The 16,171-nt window shown below is 72.9% G+C and carries 19 protein-coding genes; 11 read left to right on the top strand and 8 right to left on the bottom strand.

What is annotated here, in order from left to right; genetic code table 11:
* Positions 1 to 1,389 (top strand): DUF742 domain-containing protein, encoded by a 1,389-nt coding sequence (locus tag ACFPLC_RS09915; protein ID WP_378194001.1) that lies wholly within the window; start codon positions 1 to 3, stop codon positions 1,387 to 1,389.
* On the opposite strand, the gene ACFPLC_RS09910 is transcribed toward ACFPLC_RS09915, so the two are convergent.
* Both ACFPLC_RS09910 and ACFPLC_RS09905 read right to left on the bottom strand, forming a co-directional pair.
* A complete protein-coding gene (locus tag ACFPLC_RS09910) occupies positions 1,386 to 1,949 on the bottom strand; it encodes a hypothetical protein (RefSeq protein ID WP_378193998.1) in 564 nt (187 codons plus the stop codon). The genes ACFPLC_RS09915 and ACFPLC_RS09910 overlap by 4 nt on opposite strands.
* Positions 1,950 to 2,005: 56 nt before the next feature.
* Positions 2,006 to 4,243 carry a helicase-associated domain-containing protein gene (locus ACFPLC_RS09905; RefSeq protein ID WP_378193995.1) on the bottom strand — a complete coding sequence of 746 codons (2,238 nt, stop codon included), beginning with the start codon at positions 4,241 to 4,243 and terminating at the stop codon, positions 2,006 to 2,008.
* Positions 4,244 to 4,332: 89 nt separating this feature from the next.
* On the opposite strand from ACFPLC_RS09905, the gene ACFPLC_RS09900 reads away from it, so the two are divergent.
* Entirely contained in the window at positions 4,333 to 4,512 is a 180-nt protein-coding gene (locus ACFPLC_RS09900) for a hypothetical protein (RefSeq protein ID WP_191315889.1), read from the top strand.
* A gap of 105 nt (positions 4,513 to 4,617) precedes the next feature.
* The gene (locus ACFPLC_RS09895) at positions 4,618 to 6,006 is read left to right on the top strand and encodes an NAD-dependent malic enzyme (RefSeq protein WP_191315890.1); all 1,389 of its coding nucleotides are present in this window, start codon (positions 4,618 to 4,620) and stop codon (positions 6,004 to 6,006) included.
* A 217-nt stretch (positions 6,007 to 6,223) separates the two neighbouring features.
* On the opposite strand, the gene ACFPLC_RS09890 is transcribed toward ACFPLC_RS09895, so the two are convergent.
* Complete coding sequence (locus ACFPLC_RS09890) at positions 6,224 to 6,634, bottom strand: PIN domain-containing protein (protein ID WP_378193991.1); 411 nt, start codon at positions 6,632 to 6,634, stop codon at positions 6,224 to 6,226.
* Entirely contained in the window at positions 6,622 to 6,888 is a 267-nt protein-coding gene (locus tag ACFPLC_RS09885; protein WP_378193988.1) for a type II toxin-antitoxin system Phd/YefM family antitoxin, read from the bottom strand. Before ACFPLC_RS09885 ends, ACFPLC_RS09890 begins: the two co-directional genes overlap by 13 nt.
* Before the next feature lie 81 nt (positions 6,889 to 6,969).
* Here ACFPLC_RS09885 and moaC point away from each other — a divergent pair, with 81 nt between their 5' ends.
* Positions 6,970 to 7,440, top strand: a complete 471-nt coding sequence (gene moaC / locus ACFPLC_RS09880; protein ID WP_378193985.1) for a cyclic pyranopterin monophosphate synthase MoaC — start codon at positions 6,970 to 6,972, stop codon at positions 7,438 to 7,440.
* Entirely contained in the window at positions 7,437 to 8,357 is a 921-nt protein-coding gene (locus ACFPLC_RS09875; RefSeq protein WP_378193982.1) for a molybdenum cofactor biosynthesis protein MoaE, read from the top strand. The genes moaC and ACFPLC_RS09875 overlap by 4 nt, the downstream gene beginning before the upstream one ends.
* On the opposite strand, the gene ACFPLC_RS09870 is transcribed toward ACFPLC_RS09875, so the two are convergent.
* Complete coding sequence (locus tag ACFPLC_RS09870; protein ID WP_378193979.1) at positions 8,344 to 8,793, bottom strand: nitroreductase/quinone reductase family protein; 450 nt, start codon at positions 8,791 to 8,793, stop codon at positions 8,344 to 8,346. The two genes, ACFPLC_RS09875 and ACFPLC_RS09870, sit on opposite strands and share 14 nt — an antisense overlap.
* 53 nt (positions 8,794 to 8,846) lie before the next feature.
* On the opposite strand from ACFPLC_RS09870, the gene ACFPLC_RS09865 reads away from it, so the two are divergent.
* A complete protein-coding gene (locus tag ACFPLC_RS09865) occupies positions 8,847 to 9,314 on the top strand; it encodes a MarR family winged helix-turn-helix transcriptional regulator (protein WP_378193975.1) in 468 nt (155 codons plus the stop codon).
* A gap of 258 nt (positions 9,315 to 9,572) precedes the next feature.
* Here the strand turns inward: ACFPLC_RS09865 and ACFPLC_RS09860 are convergent, their stop codons facing one another.
* From ACFPLC_RS09860 to moaA, 3 genes are all read right to left on the bottom strand, one after another.
* The gene (locus ACFPLC_RS09860; RefSeq protein WP_378193972.1) at positions 9,573 to 10,220 is read right to left on the bottom strand and encodes a transglycosylase family protein; all 648 of its coding nucleotides are present in this window, start codon (positions 10,218 to 10,220) and stop codon (positions 9,573 to 9,575) included.
* 873 nt (positions 10,221 to 11,093) lie between these two features.
* A complete protein-coding gene (locus ACFPLC_RS09855) occupies positions 11,094 to 11,345 on the bottom strand; it encodes a MoaD/ThiS family protein (RefSeq protein ID WP_191315896.1) in 252 nt (83 codons plus the stop codon).
* A gap of 10 nt (positions 11,346 to 11,355) precedes the next feature.
* A complete protein-coding gene (moaA, locus tag ACFPLC_RS09850) occupies positions 11,356 to 12,363 on the bottom strand; it encodes a GTP 3',8-cyclase MoaA (RefSeq protein ID WP_378193968.1) in 1,008 nt (335 codons plus the stop codon).
* 150 nt (positions 12,364 to 12,513) lie between these two features.
* Here moaA and ACFPLC_RS09845 point away from each other — a divergent pair, with 150 nt between their 5' ends.
* The 5 genes from ACFPLC_RS09845 to ACFPLC_RS09825 all read left to right on the top strand — a co-directional run bounded on the left by ACFPLC_RS09845 (position 12,514) and on the right by ACFPLC_RS09825 (position 16,130).
* Complete coding sequence (locus tag ACFPLC_RS09845; protein WP_378193966.1) at positions 12,514 to 12,993, top strand: MarR family winged helix-turn-helix transcriptional regulator; 480 nt, start codon at positions 12,514 to 12,516, stop codon at positions 12,991 to 12,993.
* A gap of 33 nt (positions 12,994 to 13,026) precedes the next feature.
* The gene (locus tag ACFPLC_RS09840; RefSeq protein WP_378193963.1) at positions 13,027 to 13,431 is read left to right on the top strand and encodes a TOBE domain-containing protein; all 405 of its coding nucleotides are present in this window, start codon (positions 13,027 to 13,029) and stop codon (positions 13,429 to 13,431) included.
* The gene (gene modA / locus ACFPLC_RS09835) at positions 13,428 to 14,240 is read left to right on the top strand and encodes a molybdate ABC transporter substrate-binding protein (RefSeq protein WP_378193960.1); all 813 of its coding nucleotides are present in this window, start codon (positions 13,428 to 13,430) and stop codon (positions 14,238 to 14,240) included. Before ACFPLC_RS09840 ends, modA begins: the two co-directional genes overlap by 4 nt.
* Before the next feature lie 61 nt (positions 14,241 to 14,301).
* Positions 14,302 to 15,066, top strand: coding sequence for an ABC transporter permease (locus tag ACFPLC_RS09830; RefSeq protein WP_378194345.1), 765 nt, complete (start codon positions 14,302 to 14,304; stop codon positions 15,064 to 15,066).
* Positions 15,063 to 16,130 (top strand): sulfate/molybdate ABC transporter ATP-binding protein, encoded by a 1,068-nt coding sequence (locus ACFPLC_RS09825; RefSeq protein ID WP_378193957.1) that lies wholly within the window; start codon positions 15,063 to 15,065, stop codon positions 16,128 to 16,130. Before ACFPLC_RS09830 ends, ACFPLC_RS09825 begins: the two co-directional genes overlap by 4 nt.
* Positions 16,131 to 16,171 lie beyond the last annotated feature (41 nt).

The raw sequence follows: 16,171 nt of genomic DNA, 5'->3' as shown, positions 1-16,171 counted from the left end.
ATGAGGATTTCGGGATTCGACGATCCGGACTCCAGCGGCTGGGACGCCCTGCACCGCGGCACCGAGCGCGAGGGCTTCGATTCGCCCAGCAAGTTCGACATGTCGACGTTGTCGATGATCATGCCCAAGCGCAAGCCGTCGCGCCCGCAGCCGGACGCGCAGGGCTACACCGACGAGGACACCCGCGAGTGGGGCTCCTCGGCCGACGACGAGGACGATCACGCCGCTCCGGAGTCCGCTCCGGAGTTCGGCGAGGAGCCCACGGGTCGCCGGGCCAGGCGCGTGCCGGAGCCCGGGGCTCTCCCGGGCAGGCGGTCGCGGGAGCACGCCGCCGATCGGCGCGAACCCGGGGGCTACCAGGCCGGGCGGTCGCCGGAGTACGCGGGCGATGACTTTGACCGGCGTGAGCCCGCGGGCTACCAGGGCGAGCGGTCGGCGGAGTACGCCGCCGATGACCACGATCGCCGTGAGCCCGGCGGTTACCAGGCCGGGCGCTCGCCGGAGTACGCCGCCGATGACTACGACCGCGCCGAGCCCGCGGGCTACCCGGGCGGCCATCCGGGCTTCTCCGACGAGGAGCCCCCGCGCCCCGCGTTCGGTGGCTACCGAGGCCGCCGCGCGGCGGAGCACCCCCTCCCGGACCCGTTGGGCTTCGAGGGCACCCACTCGCCCGTCGTGGCCGACGACGGTTACGACCCCGTCGAGCCGGAATGGCAGGACGGGGACCGGTTCGAGCCGGAACCCCCGCCGCTGGAGCCCGCGTGGACCCCGCCGCGCGGCGCACGTCCCCCTGCTCCGCCGAGCCACCAGCGCCCGCCCGCCCCTCGCCCGCCCGCACCGCGGCCACCGGTCCCCGCCTCGCGGCCGCACCCGGTGGCTCCGCCGGTGTCACGGCAGGCGGCACCCCCGCCCGCGTGGGCCCCGCCGCCACCCGCCGCTTGGACGCCGCCGCCGGACCCGGAGACGCGCTGGATCCCGAACCCGGAACCGTGGGAGGACCCGGCCTGGAACGAGCCGGCCCGGGTGGCGAGCCCGGCGCCCGCCGCTTCGCCGGGTTCGCGGGTCCGCCCGTACACCCGCACGGGCGGGCGCACGCGGTCCGACCACAACCTGGCGCTGGAGGCGCTGGTCTCGACGTCCGACGACGGGCGCCGCTACCGCGGGGTCCGCTCGGTCGAGCACCGCCGGATCTGCGACCTGTGCCTGGACACCCGGTCCGTGGCGGAGATCGCCGCGCACCTGCGGCTGCCCCTGGGCGTGGTGAAGGTGCTGGTCGGCGACATGGCCGACATCGGCCTGGTGCTGATCCACCAGACCGAGCTGATCCTCGGCGACCGGTCGTCCCGCGAGTTCATGGAACGCGTCCTGGCGGGCCTGCGCGCGCTCTAACCGGCCGGGGTGAGGTCGAGGACCAGCGTGTTGCCCGGGCCCGGGACGACGGCGTTGATCAGCGGCGTGGCCGAGCGGCAGTTCTCGAAGGCCCCGATCGCGTACGTCGATTCGAGGCGCCCGCCCCGGCCGACGGCGAAGTCGTCCGACGTCAACTGGGTCTTCAGCGGCTCGGCTGTGCCGCACTCGTCGCCGACGTCGTACGACACGCCGTTGACGCGGACATCGGAGAGCGCCACCGGCCAGGTCGCCGAGCCGGAGAAGCCGCCGGCCAGCGAGCCCTGGGCGTGGCCGGGGCCGAGCGTGATGGTGCCGCTGACCTTGCCGACGCCGGGCAGCGACCGGGTGACCTCGACCGGCGGCAGCGTGATCGTGCCGGCGAAAGTGCCCGGCCCGCTGTCCAGGTCGAACCGGCCCGGCCCGAGCTCGAGCTCGGCGTCCGGCTTCGCGATATGCGCTGTCCCGCGGACGGTGTACGCCGAGTGGGCCGCCGCGGCGAAGCCCGTCCCGGTCACGACCGCCGCGGCCGCCAGCGCCGTCACGCGCGTTCCCCACTTCATGATCCAGGCCTACCACCGGCCCGGACGGTCCGGCGGGGGATTCACCGGATCCGGCGTCAGTCCTCCACGATCGCGGCGGACGTGATCCGGTGGAGCGAGTAGCGCTCGTTGTTCTCGCCTTCGAGGACCCCACCGCCGACGCGCACCGGCCGGACCACGCGCTGGCTCGCCGTCCCGCGGGAGTCCACGAAGCCGATCCACACCTCGCGGCGCTCCAGCGTCGCCCGGGAGAGCAGTTCCAGCGTCGCCGACGTGTCCGCGCCGCCGCCGACCGGTGCCCGCACCGCGGAACCCCGGCGGCGGGCCGAAGCCGCGTCGCCCGCGCGGAGGTTGGAGACGATCCGGACCGCCTGGTCCTCCGTCAGCACCGCCTGCTCACCCGGGCTGCGGCGGGCCGCGCGTGCCTTCGCCGGCAGGCGGCGGCCGCCGGGGCGGATGTCGACCACCCGGCCGTCCGGGCCTTCCGCCGCCGGGGCGAACCCGGCGCCACGCAGGGCCGCCAGCACCTCGTGCAGCGGGTCCGGGCTGATCACGACCGTCGGCGCGATCAGCCGCAGCGCGTGCTCCGCCGCGACCGGGTGGGCGAGCACCTCGGCCAGCAGGGCTTCGTCGTCGCACCGCAGGAACGACGCCGCGACGCCGCCGCGCAGCCGTCCGTGCCGCCGGGCGACGTCGTCGATCAGGTAGCTCAGCCCCTGCGGCACCGGGGTCGCCGACTTGGCCTTGAACAGCGCGTGCAGCTCGTCGGCCGTGCGGCCGGTGTCCAGCGCGCGCCGCACCGACGCCTCGGTGATCCGGTAGACCGTCGCGTGCCCCGCCGACTCGACGTCGGCGACGGCGGACATTTCCGCAGCCAGCTCCGGCTCCAGCGGACCCGGCGCGACCACCGTCAGGTCGGCCTGCAGCAGCACGCGGTCCACCGGTGCGGGCAGCGCGTCCAGGATGGCTTCGACCGCGCCCGGCCGGTCTTCGGCGAGCAGCGCCCGCGTCGCCGTCGTGACGCCGCCGAGCCCGACGATCCCGAGCGCGCTCGCTTCGGCCATCGTCCAGCGGACGGTCTCGTCCCGGAGCCGTCCACCCCGGCGCGGCGCGCGCCAGGCCAGCACCGCGACGAGCTCGTCGACGCTCTTCACACCGGCGCCCGGGGGCAGGTCGGCCAGCGCGGTGAGGATCCGCCGCCGCGAGACCGGCGCCAGCGGGCGGCGGAGGTCTTCCGACAGCGGTGCGATCGGCTTGTCCTTGGCGTCGCGGCCGCCGGCCATCCCCGGCAGGCGCGGCAGCTCCAGCCACGCCTGGGCGAGCGTCATCCACCGCTGGGCGGTCGGCGACGCGAGCCACGAGTCGGTCAGCGTCGTCGGCACCCACTCGGGCACGCTCGCCTCGCTGTCCGCGACGAGCCCGGCGCCCACGGCCAGCTCGGCCACCAGGATCGCCTGGGTGTCGTCGATCTCCAGGTCCTTGGCGAGCTTCTTCAGCTCCCGCACGCCGAGGCCGCCGGACTTGAGCACCGGCGGCGGCGCCGCCGACCACGCGCGCAGCAGGGCTTCGGTGTGGCGCAGGAACTCCATCGCCTCACCGGCCGCCGCCTCGTCCAAAGTGGACGGCTGGTGCGGGTGGACCGGCAGCTCGGGCTCGTTGAGCGTGCCGGGCGCGAACACCCCGCCGCGCACCGCGATGCCGAGCTCGCGCGGCAGCTCGACGGTCTGGTCGTCGCGCCGCAGCAGCAGGCCGCGGGCGAGCAGCTTCTGCACCGGCGTCCCGGCCTTCTCGAGCGGGAGGTCGAGCCCGGCGTCGCGGGTGCGGCCGATCGGCGGCCCGGCGGCGAGGGCGGTCAGCACGCCGCGTTCGTCGTCGGACAGCTCGGCGAGCCGCGCGCCGAGATCCTCGTCCGCCAGTGAGGGCTTCGATTCGCCCAGCCCGGCCGGGAACGGCCCGAGGGCCTCCCGGGCGGCGGGCGGCACGCGCAGGGCGTCGTCCGGGCCCCAGACCAGCACCCGCGCGCGGAGCCGGGCCAGCGGCGCGGCGACGTCGGTGCCGACGAGCTTCGCGACCTCTTCGACCGGGACCGGATCGCGATCCGCGCCGGCGAGCAGGCACGCTTCGAGCACGGCGAGGGTGAAGGTGTCGAGGTCTTCGCAGGCGCGCGCGACCGAGCCGGGGGTGCCGGCCCGGGTGGCCAGCACGGTGCTGTCGGAGGGCGGGGGCGTCGACAGGTCGCGCCGCGTGCGGAGCAGCTCGGCGAGTGCGTCGTCGGACTCCGCACGCAGCCAGTCCGCCAAAGAGGTCGCGGGCATAGAAGACCAGGGTACCGGGCGGTTGCGCCGGGCCGCCGGGCCTCAGGCAGACTGTTCGTTGACTGTCGAGAACGGCTGTGGAGGACGTTGTGGCCAAGGGTGAGAAGAAGCACAAGGGCATCGACCCGACGTGGCCGGGCGAGGCCGGCGAGCACCCCGTGACCGAGCTCGCGTCCGACCGCCAGGGCGCGCTGTCGCCGTTCGGCGACGTCACCTTCCCGCTCGACACGGTGCCTTACGTGCACCCCGAGACCGAGATCAACCGCTGACCGCATAGTTACTGGTCAGTACCGGTATCGGGCCCTCGTGAGGGCGGTCACGGGAGTAGGTTTCCTCCCGTCCCAGCCGACCTTTCCCACCACGGGGGTAGTGCCATGCCGGTTCCCGGTCCCGGATATTCGATCACCGTCCGGGTGGAGGCCCCGGCCTCGGTCACCGCGGCCGGGGACCTGACCGCCGCCGTCGGCCGCGTCGGTGGCGTGCTGACCGCGTTCGACGTCGTCGAGTCCCACTCCGACTCGATCGTGGTCGACATCAGCGCCAACGCGCTGTCGGAGAACCACGCGAACGACATCACCCAGACGCTCGACTCGCTGCCGGGTGTCAAGGTCCGCAAGGTCTCGGACCGGACGTTCCTGATCCACCTCGGCGGCAAGATCGAGGTCACGCCCAAGGTCGCGCTCCGCAACCGTGACGACCTCTCGCGTGCCTACACCCCGGGCGTCGCCCGCGTCTGCCAGGCGATCGCCGCCAACCCCGAGGACGCGCGCCGGCTGACCATCAAGCGCAACACGGTGGCGGTGCTCACCGACGGCTCGGCGGTGCTCGGCCTCGGCAACATCGGCCCGGCGGCGGCGCTGCCGGTGATGGAGGGCAAGGCGGCGCTGTTCAAGAAGTTCGCCGACGTCGACGCGTGGCCGGTGTGCCTGGACACCCAGGACACCGAGGAGATCATCCTGATCGCCAAGGCGCTGGCCCCGGTGTACGCGGGCATCAACCTCGAAGACATCGCCGCGCCACGGTGCTTCGAGATCGAGAAGCGCCTGCGCGAGCAGCTGGACATCCCGGTGTTCCACGACGACCAGCACGGCACCGCGATCGTCGTCGTGGCGGCGCTGCGCAACGCCCTGCGCGTGGTGGGCAAGAACATCGAGGACTGCAAGATCGTGGTCAGCGGCGTCGGCGCGGCGGGCTCGGCGATCATCCGTCTCCTGCTGCAGAAGAACCCGGGCGACATCGTCGCGGCGGACATCGACGGCATCGTGCACTCGGCCCGCGGCAACCTCGACGACAACCTGACGTGGATCGCCTCGCACACGAACAAGGAGCAGGTGAGCGGCACCCTGCACGAGGCGCTGGCGGGCGCGGACGTGTTCATCGGCGTCTCGGCGCCCAACCTGTTCGGAGCCGAGCAGGTGGCGACGATGAAGTCCGACGCCGTCGTCTTCGCACTGGCCAACCCGGACCCGGAGATCGACCCGCTGGAAGCCCAGAAGCACGCGGCGGTCGTGGCGACGGGCCGCAGCGACTTCCCGAACCAGATCAACAACGTCCTGGCGTTCCCGGGCGTGTTCCGCGGCCTGCTGGACGCGAACGCGCACAACATCGACGACTCGATGCTGCTGGCCGCGGCCGACGCGATCGCGGACGTGGTGGACAACGGGAAGCTGAACGCTTCGTTCATCGTGCCGAGCGTGTTCGACAGCGCGGTCGCGCCGGCGGTTGCCGAGGCGGTCCGGAAGGCTGTGCTCGCGGAGCGCTGAACGCGCTTCCGCGGTGGCTGCCCGGCGGTGGGTGGGCAGCCACGGGGCTTGGCGCGCGCCCGGCGGCGGGCTCCGCCGCCCACGCGGGGCTGGCGGCGACGACCCCGGCGGCGGCCACTCGGGCTTGGGCGATCCCCTTCCGGCGGCGCACAGGCTTTCCCGGATAGTCGACCCCCACCGCAACGGCGGGCGCCCCCCGGAAGAGAGCGCTGACCCCTCACCGAACCCGTTCCAGCAGCCTCACCTCCACCTCCGGAAGCTCCTCGAACCGGGCACGCCCGTCCGTGGTCACCAGCGTGCGGCCGGTGGCCCGGGCCGTGGCCGCGATGATCAGGTCGTGCGCGCCGCGGGCCTGCCCGCTCCTCTGGAGGTGGGCCAGCAGCTCGGCGTGGTGCTCGACGACATCCGTCGTGTAGTCGACCACCGGCGTCACCGCCAGGAACTCCGCCAGGAACGCGCTGTGCGCCGCGCGGCGGGCCGGGTTGGGGTCGAGCCGCAGGCCCACCTCGTACTCGGTGATCGCCAGGGCCGGTACGGCGACGTCGTCGTCCTCGCCGATCGCTCCCGCGGGCAGCCGTTGCCGCGCGGCGTCGATGAGGATGCCGGTGTCGAGGATCAGTCGCGCCACGGGTCGCCGTCCAGCTCTGCCGATGCCGTCTCTCGGACCTTCGCCACGTTCTCCTCGAACCCCTCGTCGACATCGAGCTTTCCGGCCCAGCGGTGGAACACCGCGCAAACGGCGGCCCCGTTCGCGAGGGGTGCGGGCACGATGAGCGCCACCCGCCTGCCGTTGCGGGTGACGACGATCGTTTCGCCCTTCTCCGCCTCGTCGAGCACGGCGGAGAACGACCGGGACGCTTCCGAGGCGGTCAGTTCCATCATGGGATCAGATTATCAGATTCCGCAGTTCTGAACCCTGCGGCCGCCGCCCTGTCCCCCGAAGGGTGGAAGTAGCCTCGGCTGGTGAGTGAACTCAGCCACGTCGACGAATCCGGCGCCGCCCGGATGGTCGACGTCTCCGGCAAGACCGCCACCGCACGCACCGCGCTCGCCGCCGGCACCGTGCGGACCACCGCCGAGGTGCTCCGGCTGCTGGCCACCGACGGCCTCCCCAAGGGCGACGCCCTCGCCACCGCGCGCATCGCCGGGATCATGGGCGCCAAGCGGGTGCCCGAGCTGATCCCGCTGTGCCACCAGATCGCGCTGTCCGGCGTCAAGGTCGAGTTCACGCTCGGCGAGGCCGAGGTAGGCATCCGCGCGACGGCGAAGACCACCGACGTCACCGGCGTCGAGATGGAGGCGCTGACCGCGGTGGCCGTCGCCGGGCTGACGCTGCACGACATGATCAAGGCCGTCGACCCGGCGGCGACGCTGGACGAGGTCCGCCTGCTCCGCAAGGACGGCGGCAAGACCGGAACCTGGGAGCGGCCGTGAAGCGCACCGCGCGCGTGATCGTGGCGTCCAACCGCGCCGCGAAGGGCGTCTACGAGGACAAGACCGGCCCGGTGATCGCCGCCTGGCTGGCGGACCGCGGGTACGACGTGCCGGCGCCGGTCGTCGTCGAAGACGGCGACCCGGTGGGCGTCGCGCTGCGGGCCGCGCTGGCCGACGGCGTCGCCGTGGTCCTCACCACCGGCGGCACCGGGATCTCGCCGACCGACCGCACCCCGGACGTCACCCGCGCGGTCCTCGACCACGAGCTGCCGGGCGTCGCGGACGCGATCCGCGCGGCCGGCCTGCCGAAGGTGCCGACGGCGGTGCTGTCGCGCGGGGTGGCGGGGGTGGCGGGACGGACCCTGGTCGTGAACCTCCCCGGCTCCAGCGGCGGCGTCAAGGACGGCCTGGGCGTTCTGGACGGCATCCTCGAGCACGCCGTCGACCAGCTGGCCGGCGGCGACCACCCGCGGCCCGCGGCGCCGGCTTCCGAGGTGCGCGTCGCGCGGGCGCTGGTGACCGAGGAGCCGCTGTCGGTCGAGGAGCACGCCCGCCTGGTCGAGGACGACGCGGCGGGCGCGGTGGTGACGTTCGCGGGGGTGGTCCGCGACCACGACGGCGGCAAGGGCGTCCGGGACCTGACGTACGAAGGCCACCCCAGCGCGGGCCAGGTGATCGCGGACGTCGTCGCGGACCTGTCGGCGCGCTGGGCCGGCGTCCGCGCGGTCGCCGTGAGCCACCGGCTGGGCGCGCTGACGATCGGCGACGTCGCCCTGGCCTGCGCCGTGGCGGCGGAGCACCGCGGGCAGGCGTTCTCGGCGTGTTCGGAGCTCGTCGACGAGGTCAAGGCGCGGCTGCCGGTGTGGAAGCACCAGCACTTCACCGACGGCACGGACGAGTGGGTCAACTCGCCGTGATCCGGAACGCCGCGACCCGGCCGGCGGCCGCGGCGAACTCGTCCGGGTCGGCGCCGGTGACCAGGCCGAGCTTGACGAACATGGGCACGCCGTGCGGCACCTCGCGCGGGAAGGCGCGCATGACCTGCTCGCGGACGCCCGGATCGGTGACTTCGGTCAGCGTCACGGCCTGCTTCCGGCGGCCGTAGGCCAGCTCGCCCCGGCCCGCGGCGCGGACGTTGCGCGCCCAGTCGCCCTCGGGCAGCCCCGCGATGACGTACCGGTCGCCGTCGACGGTGAGTGGCGAGACCGGAGTGGGCCGTGGCGCGCCCGAACGGCGGCCGGGGACGGTCAGGACGTGCACGGTGCCCAGCCGCAGCCCCAGGCGGGTCAGGAGGCGGACGACGCGGTTGGCGGGACGGAGCCAGCGGGGCAGGGCCTGGCGGGTGGTCGGCACGGGAAATCCTTTCGACGATCGAAATACTTACCGGCCAAGGTAGACTCTTTCGAGTGTCGAAGCAATCACTGGTCACCGAGGCATCCCACGCGGCGGCGGCGTTCGGCGCGGCGAACGACGTGGTCGACGAGGCGGCGGCCGCGGCGTTCGGCGTGAACCGCACGGACCTGCGCATCATCGGCCTGGTCGCGGCGGCGGGGACGTTGACGGCGGGGAAGCTGGCGACGGAGGCGAACCTGAGCCCGGCCGCGACGACGACGGCGATCCAGCGGCTTACGAACGCGGGTCACCTGACGCGCCGCACGGACGCGGACGACCGGCGCCGGGCGGTGGTGGAGCTGACGCCGGAGGCGGCGGAGCTGCTGGAGGAGGTCTACGGGCCGATCGAGCGGGCGGGCCGGGCGCTGCTGGCGGAGTACGCGCCGGAGCAGCTGGAGGTGGTGATCGAGGTGCTGCGGAAGGGAGAGCGGATGCAGCTGGCGGAGGCGGAGCGGATCCGGGGTGCGGTGAGGGGCTCTTGATTGACCGCGGAGGGGGCTGGGGGCGCTGGGGCGGGCTCTTTGGGCAGATCTGTCCGGTTCGCTGAGGCGGACGGTCTGGAGCGCTCTGAGGGGCCAATGCGGCCCCCGATTGCCAGCCTACCGGCGGGCACCGACAGTTCCGGGCTGCCCAGCACCAGGCCCGGAACGCGTGAAGGGCTCCCACCGCCCGGGGGATCGGCGGTGGGAGCCCTTTCAGGTCACGGCTCGAGGCCGGACTCGTGCATCACTGCGAGATCGTCACTTGGTGGCGATCTTCTGCCCGACGAGGATCAGGTCCGCATTCGGGATGTACTTCGCGTTCAGCTCCTGCAGCTTCTGGTAGCCGCCCTGGACGTTGAACTGCTTGGCGATCTTGGACAGGGTGTCGCCCGCCACGACGGTGTAGTCACCGGCCGGGTTCGAGCTGCTCACGCCGGTCGCCGCGGGGGCGGCCGCCGGGGCCGGAGCCGCCGCCTTCTTGGGGGCGGCCGGGGCCGTGCTCTTCTTCGGGGTCACCTTCTTGGTGGTGTTGCCGGTGGCCTTGGGGGCCGACGAACCGCCGCCGCCCTTCTTGCCACAGACCGGCCACGCGCCGATGCCCTGACCCTGCAGGACGCGCTCGGCCACGGCGATCTGCTGCTCGCGGGACGCGTTCGCCGCGCTGCCGGTGCCGCCGTAGGCCTTCCAGGTGCTCTGCGAGAACTGCAGGCCGCCGTAGTAGCCGTTGCCGGTGTTGGTGTTCCAGTTGCCGCTGCTCTCGCACTGCGCGATGGCGTCCCAGTTGGTCGCCGACGCGGGGGTCGCGGCGATCGCGAGGGGAGCGCCGACCGCAATGCCCGCGATGGCGACGCGAGCGACGGTGCGGGTGGCAGCGGACATCTTGCGGTGCTTGCCTCGGTAAGACATTTGGATGCTTCTCGGTTTCCAGCGCCTACGAACCGGTGTGAGGGTCAGGATTCGGGGTCCTGGCGCCGGCCATCCCAGGCCGGCAGACGACTCCGACGCACGACGCGTCTTCCTCGTCCCCTCGTCCCTGTCCGGAAATGCTTTCGCTCGGGGTATGGGTCCGGGGATCCGTCGGACAGGGCTAGGCGCTACGGATTCCCGGTCTTGCTTCGGTCGGTCGGGGCCAACCGAAAAGCGACGGTACGTAACGACGGCCGTGATCGGAAATTATTCGGGGCGTGACCTACGTCACAGTAACGACACGCAACCCCCGTCGATATGCCTGTTTGTGCAGGTCAGGCGGCCGTTATCTGCCCGTTTCCTCCTCGAGATAAAACACGGATCGTGAGGCTTGCATCACGTGTTTCGCGGGGCGAATGGGCCATTCGCGCCGTCCGGATCGCGATTGAAGCGCGCATCTTATGGGTGCCGGGGGTACCGCGCCAGACTTGACAATCCTGCACCAGTTGCCCCAAGAGTCACAGCAGTCCCACCCGTTAGAGCGGTTTGGCGACCCGGTTGAAGCGACGGCGGCGGCCAGCCGGGCCCACCCGTGCCGACGGAGGGCGACGGACCACGTGAAACAGGTCACCGGAAGGCGTGGTGGCCGGTGGCGATCAGCTTCCCGCGAACACCCGGAATCGGTGACCCGCCACGCCGACGGCCCGGAAGACGGTCGCCGAGCGGTCGGCCGCCGTACCCGAGCGGTCGGCGTTTTACAGGGGAGGTGAAGTGCGCGGGGCTGCGCCGAACGGAGCACGCCATTGCCGGCTTCGGCTCAAGCTCGCCCAGGTGGGACCGCGTGTCGGCCCGTCGATCACGAGTCCGAGCGGGTCAGCCGCCGGCGAAGGGGGGAAGGACGTCGAGCTCGGCGCCGTTCCGCAGCGGGCGGGTCAGGTCGCGGACTGCGATGCCGTCCAGCAGGTAGCTGACCGCGTCCAGGAGCCGCGGCAGGGAGGCCGGGTGCAGGCGGCGCAGCTCGGCCACCGCGTCAGCGACCGTCGCCCCGGCCGGCAGCTGCACCTTCTCCTCTTCCGTGCCCGCCGCCGCCCGCGCCGCCGCGAAGTACCGCACCACGATGGTCACCGTCGCCACGTCAGCCGCCGATCGCGCTCATCGGCCGGATCGGCTGCGCGAACCCGGCGTCGTTGATCTCGTGCCCGGCGAGCTTGCCCCACATCGTCGCCCGCCAGGCGTCCGCAATCTCTTCATCGCGCGCGCCCGCGCGCGCGAGGGAGCGCAGATCCGTCTCGTCGTTGCTGAACAGGCAGGAGCGCACCGCGCCGTCGGCGGTCAGCCGCGTCCGCTCGCAGGCCGAGCAGAACGGCCTGGTCACCGACGCGATCACGCCGACGTCGCCGGGCCCGCCGTCGACCAGCCAGCGCTCGGCCGGTGCGCCGCCGCGCGCCTCGCTGGCCGGCGTCAGCGAGAACGCCGTGCCGAGCAGCGAAAGGATCTCGGCCGCGGTGATCATCTCGCCGCGGTTCCAGCCGTGCTGGGCGTCCAGCGGCATCTGCTCGATGAACCGCAGGCGGTAGCCCTCGTCGAGGCAGAACTTCAGCAGCGGCACGGCTTCGGTCTCGTTGAGCCCCCGGATCAGCACCGCGTTGACCTTCACCGGCGACATTCCGGCGTCCCGTGCCGCCGCGAGGCCCGCGAGCACGTGCGAAAGCCGGTCGCGCCGGGTGATCGTCTCGAACAGCTCGGGGTCGACGGTGTCGAGCGAGACGTTGATCCGGTCCAGCCCGGCCGCCGCGAGCCCGGCCGCGCGCTTGGCCAGCCCGATTCCGTTGGTGGTCATGGACAACCGCGGCCGCGGCGACAGCGCCGTGATCCGCGCGACGAGGTCCTCGAGGCCCGGCCGCAACAGCGGTTCCCCGCCGGTGAGCCGGATGTCGGTGACGCCGAGCAGCTCGACGGCGATCCTCATGAGCCGGACCAGCTCATCGTCGGTGAGCACCTGATCGCCCGGCATCCAGTCGAGGCCTTCCGCGGGCATGCAGTAGGTGCAGCGCAGGTTGCAGCGATCCGTCAGGGAAACCCGCAGATCGGTGGCCACCCGGCCGAAGGTGTCGATGAGATGGGGGTTCTCGGGCCTGGGCACGCGAGATGACCCTCGTGTACCGGGGACGCGAGGAAACCCGAGATCCACTGCCGTCATTACGCACAGCGTAGCTCCGGAACCGGCGGGCTGACCTCTTCTCTAGGATACTTTGTGCACTGAGTTGTTCAGCAGCCGAACCAACGAGGGTCCGTGACGGAAAAGACTTACCCGGTCACCGAAGAGGAACTTCTCCGCTTCGCGGAATTGGGCCGCCAAGGCAGCACGTTCACCGTCCTGCGGCACGCCAGGATCGCCGAGCGGATGGGCCTGTCCGGCACCGACCACAAGACGTTCGACCTGGTCATCCAGGCGGGCGGTCCACTCACGGCCGGCCGGATCGCCGGGCTGACCGGCCTGTCCACCGGTGCGGTCACCGGGGTCATCGACCGGCTGGAGAAGGTCGGCCTGGTCCGGCGCGTGCGCGATCCCGAAGATCGCCGCAAGGTCCTCGTCGAGGTGGTCCCGGGGGCGGCCGACCGCTTCGCGCCGCTCTTCGAGTCGGCGTTCGACGCCCTCCGCGAGCAGCTCGCGCAGTTCTCCCCGGCCGAGCGAAAAGTGATCGAGCGTTATCAGAACGTCATCCTCGAACAGCTGCGCGCCGAAGTCATGGGGAATGCGCGTCCCGCGTAGCTTTTCCTCAACTGCGGAGATAACGTCTGCGGCATGCCGCAATTTCGGTTGTCCGAGGCCGCGCGCCTGCTCGGCGTCAGCGACGACACCGTCCGGAGGTGGGTGCGCGCGGGGCAGCTGACCGCGACCGACGACGCCGCCGGCCGCAAGGTCGTCGACGGCGCCCAGCTCGCCGGGTTCGCCCGGGCGCAGGCCACCGCGCCCGACGACCCGTCGGCGGTCGGGCGGTCCGCCCGCAATAGGTTCGTGGGGCTGGTCACCGAGGTGATCACCGACAAGGTGATGGCCCAGGTGGAACTGCAGTGCGGGGCGCACCGCGTGGTGTCCCTGATGAGTACGGAAGCCGTCCGCGAGCTGGGCCTGCGCCCTGGCGTGCTCGCGGTGGCGGTGGTCAAAGCGACCACTGTTGTGGTGGAAACACCGGAGGGAAGTAAATGAAGAAGCTCGCTCTCGTCGTGGCTGCGGTCGCCCTGTTCGCGGGCGCGTGCAGCAGCTCGGACGAGCCCAGCACGCAGACCGGCGGGTCGTCCGTCACCGCGCCCGCGCCCAAGGGGGCCGGGAACGCCGGCGGTGGCGGCACGCTGACCGTGTTCGCGGCCGCGTCGCTCACCGAGTCGTTCACCGCGCTCGGCAAGGCGTTCGAGACCAAGCACCCCGGCACCACCGTGAAGTTCAGCTTCGCGGGCTCGTCCGGCCTGGTCCAGCAGCTGACCAACGGCGCCAAGGCCGACGTCTTCGCGGCGGCCGACCAGGCCACCATGGACAAGGCCGTCCAGGGCGGCGTCATCGACGGCCAGCCGACGGTCTTCGCGACCAACAAGCTCGCCATCGCCGTGGCCCCCGGCAACCCCAAGGGCATCAAGTCCTTCGCCGACCTGAACAAGCCCGGCCTGACCGTGATCACCTGCGCGCCGCAGGTGCCGTGCGGTGCGGCCACCGAGAAGGTCGAGACGGCGACCGGCGTCACGCTCAAGCCGAAGAGCGAGGAACAGGACGTCAAGCAGGTGCTGAACAAGGTCGCCTCCGGTGACGCTGACGCGGGCCTCGTCTACGTCACGGACACGACGTCGGCCGCGGGCAAGGTCGACAAGGTCGACTTCCCCGAGGCGGCGCAGGCGATCAACAGCTACCCGATCGCCGTGGTCAAGGGCGGCCAGAGCGCGCTGGCCAAGGAGTTCGACGACTTCGTCCTCGGAGCCGAGGGCAAGACCGAGCTGGGCAAGGCCGGGTTCGGCCCTGCGAAGTAAGCGCACCTCGAGCGGCCGGCCGGGATCCGTCCCGGCCGGCCGCTCGCGGGTTCCGTGGGTCCTGGGCATCCCCGCCACCCTCGCGCTGGCCCTCGTCGTCCTCCCGGTCGTCGGGCTGCTGGTGCGCTCGGACCTGACGCGGCTGCCGTCGCTGGTCGCCACGCCGTCGTCGTGGCACGCGCTGCGGCTGTCGCTGCTCACGGCGGCGCTGTCGACGCTGGCCTGCGTGCTGCTCGGGGTGCCGCTGGCCGTCGTGCTCGCGCGGGCCCGCTTCCGCGGGGTCCGGCTGCTGCGCTCGATCGTGCTGCTGCCCCTGGTGCTGCCGCCGGTCGTCGGCGGCCTCGCGCTGCTCTACCTGCTCGGCCGCAAGGGCTTCCTCGGCGCCCTGATCACCGCGCTGACCGGGGAGTCCGTCCCGTTCACCACGACCGCCGTGGTCATCGCGCAGACGTTCGTCGCGATGCCGTTCCTGGTGGTCAGCCTGGAAGGCGCGCTGCGCGGCTCCGGCGACCGCTACGAGCAGGTCGCCGCGACGCTCGGCGCGCGCCCGTGGACGGTGTTCCGCCGGGTCACGCTGCCGCTGCTGCTGCCCGCGCTCGGCTCCGGGGTGGTCCTCAGCTTCGCCCGCGCGCTCGGCGAGTTCGGCGCCACGATCACGTTCGCGGGCAGCCTCGAAGACGTCACCCGCACGCTGCCGCTCGAGGTCTACACCCAGGCCGAAGTGGACATCGACAGCGCCGTCGCGCTCTCGCTGCTGCTCATCGTGGTGGCGGTGATCGTGATCGCGGTCGCGCGGCCGCGCTCGTGGGAAGGCGGCCTCCGGTGAGCCTGACCGCGTGGATCGCCGCCGTCCGCGGCTCGTTCTCCCTCGACGTCGACCTCGACGTGCCCACCGGGACCGTGCTGGCGCTGCTCGGCCCGAACGGCTCGGGCAAGTCGACCGTGCTGGGCTGCCTCGCCGGGCTGATCACCCCGGCGTCGGCGGAGATCACGGTGGCCGGCCGCGCGCTGGCCGGCGTGCCGCCGCACCGCCGCGGGATCGGGCTGCTTTCCCAGGACGCCCTGCTCTTCCCGCACCTGTCCGCAGTGGACAACGTCGCCTTCTCGCCGCGCTCGACCGGCGCCGGCCGCCGGGCCGCGCGGGAGCGCGCCTTTCTCTGGCTGGCCGAAGTGGACGCCGTCGCGCTCGCGGACCGGCGGCCCGGGCAGCTGTCGGGTGGCCAGGCCCAGCGCGTCGCGATCGCCAGGGCGCTGGCCGCCGAACCGGACCTGCTGCTGCTCGACGAGCCCTTCGCCGCCCTCGACGTCGACGCCGCCCCGGCCATCCGCGGCCTGCTGCGGCGGGTGCTCAAGACCGGGCCGACGACCGTGCTCGTCACGCACGACCCGCTGGACGCGCTCGCGCTCGCCGACCACGTCGCGGTGCTGAACGAGGGCCGGGTCGTCGAACGCGGTCCGACGCGTGAGGTGCTTTCGGCGCCGCGGACGGCGTTCACCGCGCGGATCGCCGGGCTCAACCTGGTCGCCGGCACCGCGGTCGCCGAAGGGCTGCGGACGGCGTCGGGCGAGGTGGTGAGCGGGATCCCGGCCGCCGACGTGGTGCCGGGGGAGCCCGCGGTGGCGGTGTTCCCGCCGAACGCCGTCGCCGTCTACGCCCGTGAGGGCGAGCACCGCGGCAGCCCGCGCAACACGACCGACGGCGTCGTCGCGGCCCTGGAACCGCACGGGCCGGTGATCCGGCTCCGGGCCGAGGGCGGCGGCTGGGCCCACGGCCTCACCGCCGACCTCACCCCGGCCGCCGTCGCCGAGCTCGCGCTGGAGCCGGGCTCGGCGGTGACGCTTTCGGTGAAGGCCGCGACCGTGGCCATCCACCCGGCCGCGGCCTCGTGAGTGGTAAGGCGGGTTAGAACCCGCCTTACCACTCACGAGGG

The organism is Amycolatopsis plumensis, assembly GCF_042652605.1.
GTDB classification, from domain to species: Bacteria; Actinomycetota; Actinomycetes; order Mycobacteriales; family Pseudonocardiaceae; genus Amycolatopsis; species Amycolatopsis plumensis.
This window is presented reverse-complemented; position numbering and strand designations above follow the sequence as displayed.